Here is a 15,361-nt window from a genome sequence, read left to right as displayed (position 1 = left end):
ACTTTTTGGTTTGTTTTTTGTGGTAAATTAACAATACCTTATATTTGAGTGTGCTGCTATATTAAATTAGCTGAAATGTTTGGGAAAGATGGGTTTAAAAGCCATCGCGATAGCGATTTTGTTCAATGTCACCAACCACTTATTTCACTAACAAATCTCCAGTACATTTCATTCAACATGTAAAAGAACCTCCAAGCGATTTCGATCAACAGAACCTTCATTCAGTTCATAACAAAAGAACAAAGCTACTTAAACAAATACCACTAGAACGGTTAATGGATTTAAAAGTGGATTATGCTTTCAAACAGCTTTTTGGAAATGAGAAGAACAAGGAAATTACGGTGATATTTTTAAACGCCATATTACAGACAACAGGCCGAAGTCGAATTAAAGATATATCATTTTCAAACACAGAAGCAGGGGGAGAGTATGTTGATGATAAGCAATCGAGGCTGGATTTGTTAGTACTGACGGATGAAAACGAAAGAATTAATGTAGAAATCCAATTCACAAACCAATATGATATGATTAAACGTTCCATTTACTATTGGGCTGGTACATACCGAAGCCCTCTTCATAAGAAAATGACCTATAAGGAGTTACGACCGGTAATCGCCATTAACATTGTAAATTTCAATCTATTTAATCATACAGACCAGTTCCACACATCCTATCATTTGTATGAGGATGAAGAACGGTTTAAATTAACAAATGTAATGGAATTTCACTTTATTGAAATGTCCAAGTTAATACAAGATTGGAAGAATGACAAACTAGACCCATGGAACAATGTTTTGGCAAGATGGCTATTGATGTTAGGTATGGTCGACCATCGAAACCATAAAGTTTATGATGATATTTACCGAGAATTGGAGGAAATATCGATGAAAGATAAATCACTGCGTGACGCTTTTGAAAACTGGGAAGAGTTAAGTATGACCGAAGAAGAATATTTTGCCTATGAAGCACGTTTGAAACGAATTATAGATGAAGAGGCTGCCAAACGGGAAGCTGAGCTTAACATACAGGAGGCGAAACAAAAGGCAGAACAAAAGGCAGAACAGAAAATACAAGAATCAGAACAAATAGCAGAACAAATAGCAGAACAAAAGGTTAAAGAAGCGAAGGAGCATAATGAAAAAATTGCTAGGCGACTGTTAACAAAGGGAATGACCGTTAAAGAGGTTGCAGAAATCATTGATCTTGATGTGGATAGAGTCAGAAAAATAAAACTTGACATGTGAAAACTCAGACGGAAATAGGTGCCCTATGTCCATTTGGAACAAAGGGCTACTTCTTTTCTTTATCATAGATGATTCCATTGTATAACACGTTGTTTCCTAAATCTATTGTATTCCCTTTAGTTATTGAAGTAATAGTTGAACCAGATTATACAAAACTCCCCCCTCAACCTGCTTATTTTAAATTTGTCGACTTTTTGAACACGTACTTTTATAATTTATATTATAATGTTAATTCAAGTAGGAAGGTGATTAATCAAAAATGGAGAACTTTTATTTTTTTATCGTTATGTGTATTTTGCTAATTATTTTGCCTGGTCCTGATACTGCCATCGCTACAAAGAATACCCTCGCTGCTGGAAGAACAGGAGGATTTAAAACTTTGTTTGGTACATTTTGTGCACTGCTAATTCATACATTTGCTGCTGTTGTAGGTCTTTCAGCAATTATTGTTAAATCCGCTTTATTATTTTCCATCTTCAAATACGTTGGTGCTGTGTATCTATTTTATCTTGGCATTAAGACATTATGGGCGATACGGAACAAGAAAGCAGATGCAGCCATCGAAATGCCTATCGCAAGTAAGTATGGGAGCAAGTCTTGTTTTAAACAAGGATTTCTTACCAACATATTAAATCCAAAAGTTGCTATTTTTTTCCTAACCTTCTTGCCACAGTTCGTAGATTCAGGAAGCAATACTTTTGTACCGTTTCTTTTAATGGGAATAACTTATGCCATATTAACAGCCGTATGGTTTTTGTTCTATATCTCTTTAGTTAACCAGATTAGTATTTTTATGAAAAAGCCTAAAACCACAATGTTTGTTGAAGCGATAACAGGTACTGTACTGATAGGTTTTGGTATAAAATTAGCTCTAGAAAAGACATAATTAGATTGCTTTTCATACTCTAAGGACTGGTTAGCTCAACCAAAAAAATTTCAGAGCGTTTATCGTGCATATTATAAAATTTTGTTTCTTCTATTAAAAAATTGCCACCTCCCCACTGCTTTAATGCTCTCCGATTTTTCCCCTGACTCTTTTTCTATTTGGGAGGCGTATTGTTAAAAGAAGAATACAGACTCCAATAATCGATCCAATAACCCCAATGATATGAAAATTTTCTGTTGTTACATTTTTTCCAAACAAAATTCCTAATAAACTAGAAGAAAGAATTGTTCCAATGTATCTAGAAGTCATAAATAATCCTGAGGCAGCACTCGTTTCCTCTGGGGTGACAAAATCGTATAAGGCTGTTTGCATTCCTAAGTTGTTAAAGCCGTTGCTCACTCCTAAAAAGGATAAAGCAAAAAAGATCCACCCTAAGCTAGATTCGTCTTGTATCGTTAAAATCATTAATGTCCCGATAATTAGACTAATCGATCCAACGAACAAAATGGGTTTGGATCCACTCTGATCAATCCATTTCCCAGCAATAGGCGCAATAATCATTCCAAATCCAGCAATGGAAAGCATCATAATGCCCGTATTTTTGGCATCTAATTTTAAGTTCGTTTGAAGATAAGTCGGCACCCCAAAAAATAAAGAATAAAAAAGGATGTTGACCAAAATGAATTGGATATAAACAAAGGTCACATTTATATTTTTCTTTAATCCCAATACATCTATAAATGGATCCTTTTGTCGTACTTCATAGTGGTAAAAAAGAAAGGATACCACTAGACTAAGGAGTAACTTCCACCAGCTTACGGTTTCTTCAAATGACATGAAAAACAACAGCCAACTCATAATCATACCTGTAAACAAAAGAATTCCTACATAATCAAGATGAAAGTCCTTTCGATTTGGCGGCGGATCTTTTGGCAGAACCTTAATGGATAATACAAATGAAAGAATTATAAATGGGAAATTGATAAAAAAGATAGCGGGCCAATCTCCAAACTGAATAAGAAAGCCACCTATTGAAGGGCCAAAAGCTGCTGATACCGAAGAAAACACCGAGAGAACTCCTAACGCTTTTGCTTGCTTATGGGTAATTACCTGGCGAACGATTCCCATACCAGCGGGAAAAAGGGTGGAGCTTCCAAGTGACTGGATAATCCGAAAGCCAATAAGCCAACCAAATCCTGGTGACAATGGTGCAAGGATAGAAGCCACTGCAACCATCGTTAAGCCAAGCAGGAAAAGACGCTTCCTACCAAAGATGTCACTTAACTTCCCCATGACTGGCTGACCTACAGCGCTGGCAAGATAATAGGTTGATATGAGCCATGAGGCATCTGAAAAAGACAATTGAAAATCTTGCTGAATCCGTGATAGAGCTACTGCAATCATCGATGAATTTAATGGATTCAGTAGTACTCCTAAAGCTATTGTCACAATGAGTAACAGATGACGTTGATTATTCCCCATATTGTTAAAGCACTCCATTCTAACTTCTATGATACTACAAGGTTGATGGGAAATTAACAGATAAAGGCCGAAGTGATATTGGAACCATAATACCTGTGACCCATCAAATCCTTTTCATTTTATCTTTATAGAGGTTGTTCAAAAAGTCACCAAATGATAAGCTGCGCATCTCGGGCCCACACGATGTGGGTCATACAGGCGTTGCCACAGGACGTGGTGGTCTTAGCCTATATTCCTTAAATGGCTTGTTTTTCCGGTCCTTGGAAAAGAAACCCACTTTTCCTTCGTGCGATGTATATTCGGGGAAGCATTCCTTGTGCTCATGTAGGTTATATCTACACTGCGCTCCTCAAAACTACGCCGCCTCGACCTGCTTGCTTCTAATTCGGCGACTTTTTGAACACGCACTTATATGGTATAATATAGATATATATAAATAAACTAAAAGACCCACAGTGGTAACTGTGGGTCACGAGATAAGCGGTTCCCCCAGTGGATCGGCTATCCAAATGTTGCGATAGACCTCACCCTAATAACTTTGTGGGCTAATAGGGGGGTCTATTTTCTATTGGTCAGTTTCACAACCAATGCGAGCAGCGCGATTAAAAAAGTACCAAACGAAAAAAGTACAATCAAAACCTCATACAAACTCATGGCATCCCCCTCTCATGGGGTTAGCCGACCCATCCCTAAAAGAACATTACCTTCTATCAATTATAGTACATCTCATATAAAACATGAACGTTTGTTCTGTTTTCATTCTTGTTTTTTCACCTGTAACATAAACCAGAAAAAAAACGACAAATTAGATATAAATACTTATAAAAAGGAGACAAACAAATGAAAAAAGTACTTTTGTTCGTGTTACTTGGTTTACTGATTACTGGATGCGGGACCGGAAATGCGGATGCAAGCCAGGAGAAAGGTGAAGGAAAAAATGGAGGTGAAAGTGGTATTGTGGCAGGAGAAATGGTTGCAAGTTTAGATAAGAAAAGTGCATTGGTGTATAGCTATCAAGTCAAAAACCAAACAGAAAAGGTAGTGACGCTAGAGTTTACAAGCTCTCAAAGAATCGATTATTCCGTAGAGACAAAGGACGGGGAACAAGTTTTCTTATATTCTAGTGTATCTTCCTTCTTAGCTGTTCTAGGTGAAGAAAAAGTAAAACAAGGAGAAGCACTGGAATACACGGTTGACCTAAATGATCTTAACCTACCAGCCGGAGAGTACATTCTTACTGTTTGGATGACGCCTAAAGATGGGAAAAAGTTCACCGTCAAAAAAGAATTTACGATTGAGTAGGAAAAGATCATGACCCTTAAATTATAAAGAAATAATTTCCATTGAATAAAGAACGTTTATTCGCATATAATATACTCACGAACATTAGTTCTTTTGTGAGGAGATTATTTCATGAAAAAAGTTATATTTTTAGTAGACATGCTTTCGTTTTATGCTTCTGTGGAAAAAGCAGACAATCCACAGCTTCAAAATAAACCTGTGGTTGTTTCTGGTGATCCAAAAAAAAGAAGTGGTATTATTTTGGCTGCTTGTCCATTGGCTAAGAAATGTGGCGTTCAGACAGCAGAGCCACTATGGGAAGCACAACAAAAATGCCCCAACGCCATTATCGTCAGACCTCGTATGCAACGTTATATTGAAGTGTCGTACCAAATCACTCAAATATTAGAACAATTTACGGATCTTGTAGAAGCTTTTTCGATAGATGAGCAATTTATGGACGTTACTGGGAGTCAGCGGTTATTTGGTGATCCAGTAACAATCGCCAAAAAAATTCAACAGGCGATTATGGAAGGCACTGGTGTGTATGGTCGGATTGGAATTGGACCAAACAAGGTACTTGCAAAAATAGCCTGTGATGTTTTTGCAAAGAAAAATGATCAGGGTATTTTTCAATTAGATCATACAAACATACAAGAGCAAATGTGGCCGTTACCAATCGGTAAAATGTTTGGTGTTGGAGGTCGAATGGAGCGGCATTTAGAACGAATGGGGATTCAAAATATCGGTCATTTAGCACAATTCCCTGTTCACCTTTTAAAAAAGCGATGGGGAATAAATGGTGAGGTGCTATGGCAAACAGCCAATGGTATTGACTATTCTCCCGTGACAACGAACACCCATAATCATCAAAAGGCAATCGGTCATCAAACAACCTTGCCAAGGGATTATGAAACACTTGAAGAAGTAAGGGTCATACTGTTAGAGCTCAGTGAAGAAGTTGCTCAACGCGTCCGATTGCAAAATTATAGAGGTAACACCGTAACGGTAGGAGCGCGAGGGGCAAGTTTTGAATATCCGACGGGTTTTCACCGACAAGTGAAGCTGGCCTCTCCTACGAATTTTGGAATGGACATCTTTCAAGCTGCTTTTAAATTGTTTTGTGCACATTGGGATGGATTGCCGATAAGAAGTGTTGGGATCACGTTATCACAGCTTCAACCAGCAGATTTTTACCAATTAAGCTTGTTTGATTTTTCTTTAAGAAAAGAGCATCTGAGTCAAGCGATGGATACAATCCGCTCGAAATACGGTCCAACAGCCCTTGTTCGAGCTACTTCCTTAACCAAATCGGGTCAGGCTTTTGCTAGGGCTGAAAAAATTGGTGGACACTACAAGTAGGACTGAAAAAGGATGTCCAAAACCACCACATAGCATACCAGTCACTGCGAATGAAAACAGGAATAAAGTTACTCGTTTTCGTATAAAAAGAGGTGGATGTTAAAATGAAACCAAACAAGCTTACTCCTGGATATAATTTAAGGTGGGAGTCAAGTCGTATGATGTTACCTGAACATAAACAGGTGCTTCAACGTCATCAAAAAGAGTTAAACACAAAGACAAAGCCCATTCTGGATGAACAACAGGCTGTAATCATTTCTAGACGGATTACGGATTCAATAAACCGAAACATGAACGTCAAAATTCAATTGTTTGATCCGTATCAAGATTCGTTTATCTTAGGAAAGATCCAAAAGCTGGTAACGGAACAAGGCCAAATGAAAGTTTCGTGTCAAGATAAAGTAGTTTGGGTGAGGCTGGATGATATTATAGATATTCAAATGATAGAAGATGATCTAGATTGAGCGGAAATATCGAGGAATCTATTGGTCTAATTAGAGTTAGCTTGCTGAAACGAGTTCGCTTGGTGACACCGTCAAATTAGCCTATTGACGGTGATCTACTCATTCTTAGATCATCATTCCCATCATTTCTTGTGAAACTGCCGTTTTAAGGCCCGTTCCATCAAACTAGGCAGGACCTGATAGAGCCTGCTGCCAATGTCCATCCAAACAGGCATATTGATTTCTCTTTTTTTGCTAAACAAAGCGTTTGTCACGCGGTCTGCAACCTTCGCTGGATCAAGCATATAGCGATCGACAGCACGTTGATAATGGCCTGTTGGGTCGGCTGCTTCAAAAAAATTTGTTCGAACTGGTCCAAGATTAACCGATGTCACATAAATGCCATGGTCTTCCGTCTCAAGCCTTAAAGCATTTGTAAAGCCAATCACAGCATGCTTCGTGGCCGCGTAGACAGCAGACTTCGGTGTGGCAATTTTTCCTGCTTGTGAGGCAATATTAACAATATGCCCCTCCGCGTTCTCAATAAAATGAGGAAGAATCTCGTAAATTCCTTGGATAACCGCAAATACATTTAACCGAAACATCCGCTCGGTATCCTCCCATTTGCTATCCTCTACTAATTCAAAAAAGCCGAACCCTGCATTGTTGACTAAAGCATGTATCCGTCCATGGTCAGATAGGATCGTCTTTAACACGGACTTCCATTCTGTTAAGTTGGTCAAATCCGCACAATACCAAACACACGACACATCATACACCTTATTTACCTCTTCTGCCAACGCTTGTAGCTTTTCCAGTGAACGTGCCACGAGAATCGGATTTCCTCCATTTGCCGCAACCTTCCTTGCGATATGACTTCCAATTCCACTTGAAGCACCTGTAATAATGATGTTTTTCCCTTGGACACGGTTCATTCCTATCACCTACATCGAATAATATTTCCACACACCGTATTCTATCTCTTTTCGAATCTTTTGTTGATCCTCTAAGTAGTCTAACTGCCCGATCGTTTCCGACATCGTCAGCCCAAATTCCTTGTCCATTTGTTTTTGGAAAAGAAGTGCACAGACTTGAAAAGCCGTTAATCCTCCTTCTTTTAAAAAGGAAAGCACTTTACCAGCTCGTTGTTCTTGTTTTTCTAGGCGGATGTCAATCAGGTTTCGAACGTCTGAAAAATAAGGTCCGTGCCCTGGGTAAACGGTAGTAATGTCATATTGCAAACATTTTTTCATTGCATCGCGATATTGCAGCAATGGCTTTGGCCGCTCATTAGATGGATCGATCGGCGGCTCCAGTAATGGATTAGAAGAAATGTGATGAAGCAAGTGATCCCCAGCTAGAAGCACACCATCTGATTCGCGAAAGAAGGATAAATGACTTTGAGCATGCCCTGGCGTTTCGATGACCGACCAATCTGCGTGGCCTGGCAGGAAGTCCCCTTCAACTAAACATCCAGACAATTTGCCTTCCCCTGCAAACTTTAATGGTGCACGTAAAGTTTGTAAAAATTTTTTGTAGCTGTCTGGTACACCTGAGCGTTCATATAGTTCCTCAAAAAATGTTTGATAACGTTGAAAAAATGCTTCATCTCTCGTTAACCAATAGTCATTATTTGTATGTCCGTAAATTCCCTTTACCTTAGGGAATTGATCCACTAAACCGATATGATCTGGATGATGATGGGTTAAAATAACTTGCTCCACGTCTGCTGGGGTATAGCCTATCTCCTTCAACTGCACAAGTAATGCTTCCCAAGCTTCTTTTGTCTTCACTCCAGCATCAACAATTGTTAACATATCCCCTTCTAATAAATATAAATGCACATCCCCGACTGGAAATGGAGTGGGAACGGTTAGTTGATGGATCATTTTATTTTTCACTGTCATGTACAAGCCTCCAAAATGAATAGTCATTCAGTTGTCTATGCGTATTGTACCTTTTTTATAAGGATTTGTCATACACTTTGACGCTTTTCCTTTCATGAACGATTGAAAAATTACCCCTCAAACAACGTATGAATGGCATTTGTTAAAATAATTGGAAGCTTTTCAAAGCTGTACGTCAATTCTAAGCGTTCTGTCCATTGGTGCGGATCCTTTCCCATAGGCCCAATATTAATGATTGGCATCGATTGTGCTTCCATTATATTTTCTGGAATGTCAAATCCTTTATTAAGGAGTGGCATCTGTTTTGTTAAAGAGGAAAGCTTCCCTTTTGCCGAAACAGGACCAATGAAGCTTAAATCAGAGAGACCAGGAAAATATTCCACGTCAGTCAATGAAACATCAAATTGATCGATAGCAAATTGTTTTACCTTTTCTACTGTTTTCATGATATATGGATCATCATTAGATGAAACAGCTGGATAAAATGGCGGACTATAAAATAACACAATCATCGGTGCTAGATCCTTACACATCGATGCCAAATCTTGAACAAGGAGTGTGGAAAATTCACGATCTCCCTTTTCACGTTGAGTCATAAGCAGATTTTGCCGGCGTTCCACCTCCTCTTTTCCATGTCGAGAAACAGCTTCCCTATACAATTGATCATACATAAGAACATGAACCTGAAATTGTGGGACAGAGAAATTGGAAGCAAGCCTAGAATAATGTGTAACTTTTTCATGAAAATAACTTGAAATTCTTGCACTTGCGCTGTTGGCTGCCTGATAAAGTTTATCATTGATTTCCTCAATTGTTTGCTCCATATACAACACATTGTACATAGCAATGGCAGCCTTTGGTGTTTGAACAGAATATTCTTCTTTTAAATCACGTTGCATTAAACTTATTGGTGGCGGCGTTACTTCATTCCCGACCTTTTCAGCAAAGGTTTGATTTAATTCAAGCTCCTGCGCCAAGAAGCTAATCATCAAGTTAGGGTTCAATCCAGAAAATGGTTCACCAACATGTGTTTCTTTTCCGTAACAAAGAAATCCTGGTAGTGTCTTACCAATGGAGCCCGTATAAAGATAGATTGTGTCGTCTCCGGGATATTTACTGAAAACTGGCTCTCCATTTAAACAGGCTTTATAGCGAAGGTTTTCTTGTTTTTGTAAATTATGTAACACTGGTAATGCGGTTAACATACCGAGTGAGTTTACCTCTTCATCTGGCACAGAAACAAGTAATACATTCCCTTTAAATTCCCCACTCATTGCCTTTTCGAGCATAGATAAATGAACCGTTAACCCTGCTTTCATATCCATTGTTCCCCTGCCAAACAACCAATCTCCTGACTCAAGATCCTTCTTTACTTGATCTGGCAGCTCATCGATGTTTTTATACCATTCATCCGTTAATTCTCTCGGGTGAAAAGCAAGATTTTGCATTGTTCCATAATCCTCTACTCCAACGACGTCAAAGTGGCTTAACAAAACAATTGTATCTTCCACGTCCCCTTGCTTGACCAAGGCTGTAACAAGCTGACGTCCATCCTTTAATGGGTGTAGTTTTACGTGTTGCGGATATTTTCTAAAGTATTCTTTATCAGACAGTAAGTAATATAAATACTCTGCTAGGGCATTTTCCGACTCACTACCAGTTATGCTTGGGTAATTCACTAGTGAAACTAAAAGATCGGTTAATTGGTTTTTGGATTGCCAATCTTTCATCTAAAACAGCCCCTTTCAAATTGACTTTTTCTTATAATTGCGTGTTCAAAAAATCGACAAATTAGAAGCAAGCAGGTCGAGGCGGCGCAGTTTTGAGTAGCGCAGCGAAAGCTTGTTGCTTCGAAAGCATTACCTCGCACGAAGAAAAAGTGTTCTTCTTTTTCTAAGGATATGCTTTTAATACGTGAGCAAAAGGAATGCTTCCCTGAATATACTTCGCACGCAGGAAAAGCGGGTTTCTTTTCCAAGGAACGGAAAAACAAGCCATTTAAGGAATACAGGCTAAGACCGCCACGTCCTGTGGCAACGCCTGTATGACCCACATCGTGTGGGCCCGAGATGCGCAGCTTATCATTTGGTGACTTTTTGAACATCCTCTATAATTGAACCACAATCATGAAGGATAGGTAGTTTTGCATAAACTGCTAATAAAGAGGTGAAACCACTTGAAAACATTAATCTACGCGCACCGAGGTGCAAGTAAACGAGCTCCTGAAAATACATTTCCAGCGTTTGAAATTGCATACCAAATGGGTGCAGATGGGATTGAAACAGATGTACAGCTAACGAAGGATGGTGTGCCTGTTTTAATCCATGATGAAAATGTTCGTCGTACTACAAATGGAACGGGTTTTGTACAAGATTATACATATGAAGAAATCCAAAAGCTGGATGCTGGCACATGGTTTTCAGAAAAGTTTGAGGGTGCACACATCCCTTCTTTAGCTCACTTCCTAAATTGGGTGAAGGATAAGTCGTTAAAGTTAAATATTGAGCTAAAAAATAATATAATGGAATACAAGAACTTAGAATCCATTGTATACGATATGCTGGTTGCCCACAACGTGTTAGATCGGACGGTTCTTTCTAGTTTCAATCCGGAAAGCATTCAAAGAATGAAAAAAATCGATAAAGCCATTCCTACAGCATTTTTAACATCAAATAAAACACGGGACATGGTTTCCTTTGTGAAGGAACTTGGTGCAACTTCCGTACATATTAAATATCGATTATTAACTCAAAAATTAGTGAATCAATGTCAGCAAAACAATTTAGCTATTCGCGTGTATACCGTAAACCGAGAAGCACAACTAGCCCGTTGCTTCAAATTACAAACGGATGGAATTATTACAGATGTCCCCAACCTTGCACTTAAACAGCGTAAATTATATTCGCAAACTATGAATTAGACCTATTGGCTAGATAAAAGAAAACAGATTAAAACTGGAGGGTTTTATGTATGACAGCAAAATTATTTTCACCTATCACCTTTAAAGAGGTTACTTTAAAAAATAGAATTGTAATGTCTCCCATGTGTATGTATTCGTCTGAGCAGGAAGATGGGACGGTTCAGCCCTTTCATGTTGCCCATTATGAAAGCAGAGCTGCCGGGCAAATTGGACTGGTGATGGTAGAAGCCACTGCGGTACAATCATCAGGAAGAATATCTTCAAAAGATTTAGGAATTTGGAATGATTCACAAATAGAAGGACTTAAGGCTATATCAGACCGTGTCCATGCACATGATGCAAAAAGTGGGATACAACTTGCACATGCTGGAAGAAAAGCAGTGTTGGAAGAAGAAACATTTGCCCCGAGCGCACTAGCGTTTAATGAAACCTATAAAACACCAACTGCAATGACAAAAGAAGACATAAACGATACGATAAAAGCCTTTCAATTAGGGGCAAAACGAGCAAATGAAGCAGGGTTTGATATTATTGAGTTACACGGGGCTCACGGCTATTTAATCAACCAATTTCTGTCCCCGTTAACGAATAAGCGAGACGATGAATATGGGGGCTCCCGTGTCAACCGCTATCGAATCCTATCCGAAATAATTGATGCTGTTAAAATAGAATGGGATGGTCCAATTTTTGTCCGTATTTCTGCCAATGAATATGACGAGAATGGAAATAGCGTGGAAGATTTTGTTTATTTTTCATTTGAAATGAAAAAACAAGGAATAGATTTGATTGACTGTAGTTCTGGTGGAGTCGTTCCGGCAAAAATAACACCTTTCCCGGGCTATCAGCTTCCGAGAGCGGAGAAGATCAAAAAGGAAGTCGAGATTGCGACAGGTGCAGTTGGTCTTATAACGAGTGGAATCCAGGCCGAAGAAATAATACAAAATGAGCGAGCTGACCTCGTTTTCCTTGCTAGAGCGTTATTAAGAAACCCATATTGGGCCAAATATGCTGCTGACGAACTAGGGTATTCACTAGAATCCATAACGCAATATCGTCGTGGTTGGCAATAATGCCTGTCGTCCTAAAGGAGATGAAATGATGGAACTTTTCTTTTTAGGTACTGGTTCAGGGCTACCTTCTAAGCGAAGAAATGTAACCTCGATCGCACTACAAATGCTTCAAGAGCGTGGTAGTATATGGATATTTGACTGTGGGGAAGCGACACAGCATCAAATTCTTAAGACATCCATTCGACCGAGACGAATTGAAAAAATATTCATTACACATTTACACGGTGATCATATTTATGGGCTACCAGGTCTGTTGAGCAGCAGATCGTTTCAAGGCGGGGAGACAGCCTTGAAACTTTATGGTCCACGCGGGTTGAAAAACTTTGTTGAAACCAGTCTTTCGGTAAGCGATACGCACCTCCCTTATCAGCTAGAAATAATAGAGGTTGAACCGGGTGTTATTTTTGAGGATTTCCAATTCACTGTTACGTGTCAGCTACTAGATCATGGCATCCAAAGCTACGGATACCAAATAATTGAAAAAGATCTTCCAGGAGAACTTCTTGTAGACAAGCTAAAGCAAAATGGTATTGAACCTGGCCCAATTTATCAACAGATTAAACAACAAAAAACGATTACACTTGAAAACGGAAAAATAATTCATGGTGAAGACTATACTGGTCCAGCTAAACCTGGTAGAGTAACTACCATCCTTGGAGATACGCGATATAAACCTGATCTTTGTTCCTTTGTGGAAGGCTCTGACGTACTCGTTCATGAAGCCACGTTTTGTAAAGAGGATGAAGCACTTGCCTACCCGTACCACCATTCAACAGCAGAACAGGCGGCCACACTTGCACAACAATCTAAGGTGAAACACCTTATCTTGACCCACTTTTCTTCTCGTTATCAAGAAGAAGGCGAGGGAAAGTTACTAAATGAAGCACAAACCATATTTCAAAATACTACTCTTGCCCGCGACTTTCTTCAAGTCGATATCCCGCGCAAAGGATGAAACAATGATGCCTTTTTTAAGGGGCATCATTGTTTATAATCACTTTGCGATGACAACTCTCCGCTGAATGTCCCGGGATGCCTATTTTTTAAAGGGCATCATTGTTTATAGTCATCTAGAAAATCCTTTTGAAAGCTGGTTCGCGGTTGGTTCTCTTGCTCTATTCCCTTTGGCTTTATAAAAGGATTTTTCCCATATTTATCAGTAAGGTGCTCAATCGCTTGATAAAGTTTTTCCCGTTCTGCCTCCTTCTCATATGTAAACAAGTTCAATTGTTGAGCCACATCCTGTTTTTCTTCAATATCTTGAACCGTAATCCCGAGTAATCGTATCGGTTGCTGATTCCAATTCCGCTCGAACAAATCGAAGCTAACTCCCATAATATCATCTTCGTTTTCAATATAGTTAGGTAGCTTCCTACTTCTTGTAATCGTTTTGCGATTATCATACCGAATCGTTATTTGCACACTCTGACCAACTGATTGCTTTCTCTTCAGTCTTCGCTCCACATTTCTTGCCAACTGACGAAAAAGTTTTTTTATTTCTAATTCATCTGTTGTGTCCTGGGGTAACGTTTCTGAACTACCTATACTTTTAAATTCATGAACCGCTTCTGGATCGACAGGACTAGGGTCTATTCCTTTTGCCCGATTTTGAAGCCGTTCCCCATTTATTCCAAGCACTCGCTTTAATTGATAGCTATCAGCAGATACTAGATCTTCAATTGTATAAACATTCATTTCGTACAATTTGGCTGCCGTTTTTTTCCCTACTCCATACATTTCTTCAATGGGTAAAGGCCAAAGTTTAGTAGATAGATTTCGTTTTCTTAAGACGGTAATTCCCATCGGTTTTTTCATGTCAGAAGCCATTTTAGCTAAAAATTTATTTGGCGCAATTCCAATACTACATGGAAGGTCTAGCTCCTCCAAAATTCTTGTTTGGATTCGGTCTGCTATTTCTAGCGGAGAGCCTTGATTCTCACATTCTGTAATATCCATGTAGCCTTCATCAATGGAAACCGGTTGAACAAAAGGGGTTATATCGGATAATATGGTAAACATCGCTTTTGAAGCCATTCGATATTTGTCAAAGTTAGGCCGCAAAACTATTAACTCTGGGCATAATTTCCTAGCCTCCCAAAGTGGCATCGTAGTCCGAATCCCTTTTTTCCGAGCTTCATAGCTACTCGTCACAATAATCCCTTTTCTTTCCTCAGGATTCCCTGCTATTGCTACTGGTTTTCCTTTTAACTTGGTATTATAAGCCATTTCAACAGAGGCATAGAAACTATTCATATCCACGTGAAAGATGACTCGTCCCTTTTTTGGATACCAGCTTTCCATAAGTTAATCTCCTTACTTTAACGGTTATGATTTCTAATTATAGCATAGTGGGTCGGCAAACTAAATTCGTACCATCACTACCTTTAGCGTTTCAATCATAGGTATTTTGTGGTACGTTAGATTAATAGATATTCACACAAAAATAACGAGTGAATACAATAGAGGAAATGATAGATTGATTAAAGGGAGTGGAAAGAGTGAAAAATCACTTAAGGAAATTATTACCAACCTCTAAAGTGGGATATATAGCTATCTTTTTATTGATTGTTTCTATAATTGGAAATATCATAATCGCCAATTATATGACTCCAACGCCTCTTTATTTCTTTTGGTTGGGCGTTATTTCCATTTCTATGTATGTAATTGATTATACAAAAGACATGAAGGACGGAGCGGAAAAATGACCGATCGTTTATGCGTTAACAAAGACTGTTGGCCTAGCTTTTTATAGATTGCAGACTTCCT

General features: G+C 38.9%; 15 protein-coding genes. 9 read left to right on the top strand and 6 right to left on the bottom strand.

Going from position 1 to position 15,361, the window contains the following annotated elements; genetic code table 11:
- The first annotated feature begins 125 nt into the window (after window positions 1-125).
- Both NC797_RS12715 and NC797_RS12710 read left to right on the top strand, forming a co-directional pair.
- On the top strand, window positions 126-1,244 hold the full coding sequence (locus tag NC797_RS12715) for an Rpn family recombination-promoting nuclease/putative transposase (protein WP_272437165.1): 1,119 nt from the start codon (window positions 126-128) through the stop codon (window positions 1,242-1,244).
- 259 nt (window positions 1,245-1,503) lie between these two features.
- On the top strand, window positions 1,504-2,130 hold the full coding sequence (locus NC797_RS12710) for a LysE family translocator (RefSeq protein ID WP_272437164.1): 627 nt from the start codon (window positions 1,504-1,506) through the stop codon (window positions 2,128-2,130).
- Between the two features lie 120 nt (window positions 2,131-2,250).
- Here NC797_RS12710 and NC797_RS12705 read toward each other — a convergent pair whose 3' ends face one another.
- Both NC797_RS12705 and NC797_RS12700 read right to left on the bottom strand, forming a co-directional pair.
- Complete coding sequence (locus NC797_RS12705) at window positions 2,251-3,612, bottom strand: MFS transporter (protein WP_272437163.1); 1,362 nt, start codon at window positions 3,610-3,612, stop codon at window positions 2,251-2,253.
- Between the two features lie 558 nt (window positions 3,613-4,170).
- Complete coding sequence (locus NC797_RS12700) at window positions 4,171-4,266, bottom strand: putative holin-like toxin (protein ID WP_272437162.1); 96 nt, start codon at window positions 4,264-4,266, stop codon at window positions 4,171-4,173.
- 186 nt (window positions 4,267-4,452) lie between these two features.
- Between NC797_RS12700 and NC797_RS12695 the strand changes: the two genes are divergently transcribed.
- From NC797_RS12695 to NC797_RS12685, 3 genes are all read left to right on the top strand, one after another.
- Window positions 4,453-4,914 (top strand): BsuPI-related putative proteinase inhibitor, encoded by a 462-nt coding sequence (locus NC797_RS12695; protein ID WP_272437161.1) that lies wholly within the window; start codon window positions 4,453-4,455, stop codon window positions 4,912-4,914.
- Window positions 4,915-5,025: 111 nt separating this feature from the next.
- Window positions 5,026-6,255 (top strand): DNA polymerase IV, encoded by a 1,230-nt coding sequence (locus NC797_RS12690; RefSeq protein ID WP_272437160.1) that lies wholly within the window; start codon window positions 5,026-5,028, stop codon window positions 6,253-6,255.
- A 104-nt stretch (window positions 6,256-6,359) separates the two neighbouring features.
- On the top strand, window positions 6,360-6,719 hold the full coding sequence (locus NC797_RS12685) for a YolD-like family protein (protein WP_272437159.1): 360 nt from the start codon (window positions 6,360-6,362) through the stop codon (window positions 6,717-6,719).
- A gap of 122 nt (window positions 6,720-6,841) precedes the next feature.
- Here NC797_RS12685 and NC797_RS12680 read toward each other — a convergent pair whose 3' ends face one another.
- From NC797_RS12680 to NC797_RS12670, 3 genes are all read right to left on the bottom strand, one after another.
- A complete protein-coding gene (locus tag NC797_RS12680) occupies window positions 6,842-7,633 on the bottom strand; it encodes an SDR family NAD(P)-dependent oxidoreductase (protein WP_272437158.1) in 792 nt (263 codons plus the stop codon).
- Between the two features lie 9 nt (window positions 7,634-7,642).
- The gene (locus NC797_RS12675) at window positions 7,643-8,605 is read right to left on the bottom strand and encodes an MBL fold metallo-hydrolase (RefSeq protein ID WP_272437157.1); all 963 of its coding nucleotides are present in this window, start codon (window positions 8,603-8,605) and stop codon (window positions 7,643-7,645) included.
- A gap of 110 nt (window positions 8,606-8,715) precedes the next feature.
- A complete protein-coding gene (locus NC797_RS12670) occupies window positions 8,716-10,335 on the bottom strand; it encodes a M20/M25/M40 family metallo-hydrolase (protein ID WP_272437156.1) in 1,620 nt (539 codons plus the stop codon).
- A gap of 446 nt (window positions 10,336-10,781) precedes the next feature.
- Here NC797_RS12670 and NC797_RS12665 point away from each other — a divergent pair, with 446 nt between their 5' ends.
- The 3 genes from NC797_RS12665 to rnz are packed head-to-tail and all read left to right on the top strand — an operon-like array spanning window position 10,782 to window position 13,550.
- Window positions 10,782-11,525 carry a glycerophosphodiester phosphodiesterase gene (locus NC797_RS12665; protein ID WP_272437155.1) on the top strand — a complete coding sequence of 248 codons (744 nt, stop codon included), beginning with the start codon at window positions 10,782-10,784 and terminating at the stop codon, window positions 11,523-11,525.
- Window positions 11,526-11,575: 50 nt separating this feature from the next.
- Window positions 11,576-12,595, top strand: a complete 1,020-nt coding sequence (namA, locus tag NC797_RS12660) for an NADPH dehydrogenase NamA (protein ID WP_272437154.1) — start codon at window positions 11,576-11,578, stop codon at window positions 12,593-12,595.
- A gap of 28 nt (window positions 12,596-12,623) precedes the next feature.
- Complete coding sequence (rnz, locus tag NC797_RS12655) at window positions 12,624-13,550, top strand: ribonuclease Z (RefSeq protein WP_272437153.1); 927 nt, start codon at window positions 12,624-12,626, stop codon at window positions 13,548-13,550.
- Between the two features lie 98 nt (window positions 13,551-13,648).
- Here rnz and NC797_RS12650 read toward each other — a convergent pair whose 3' ends face one another.
- Window positions 13,649-14,896 (bottom strand): DNA polymerase IV, encoded by a 1,248-nt coding sequence (locus NC797_RS12650; protein WP_272437152.1) that lies wholly within the window; start codon window positions 14,894-14,896, stop codon window positions 13,649-13,651.
- Window positions 14,897-15,093: 197 nt separating this feature from the next.
- Here NC797_RS12650 and NC797_RS12645 point away from each other — a divergent pair, with 197 nt between their 5' ends.
- Window positions 15,094-15,300, top strand: a complete 207-nt coding sequence (locus NC797_RS12645) for a hypothetical protein (RefSeq protein WP_272437151.1) — start codon at window positions 15,094-15,096, stop codon at window positions 15,298-15,300.
- Window positions 15,301-15,361 lie beyond the last annotated feature (61 nt).

The sequence above is a fragment of the Terrihalobacillus insolitus genome (assembly GCF_028416575.1).
Lineage (GTDB): Bacteria > Bacillota > Bacilli > Bacillales > Amphibacillaceae > Terrihalobacillus > Terrihalobacillus insolitus.
This window is presented reverse-complemented; position numbering and strand designations above follow the sequence as displayed.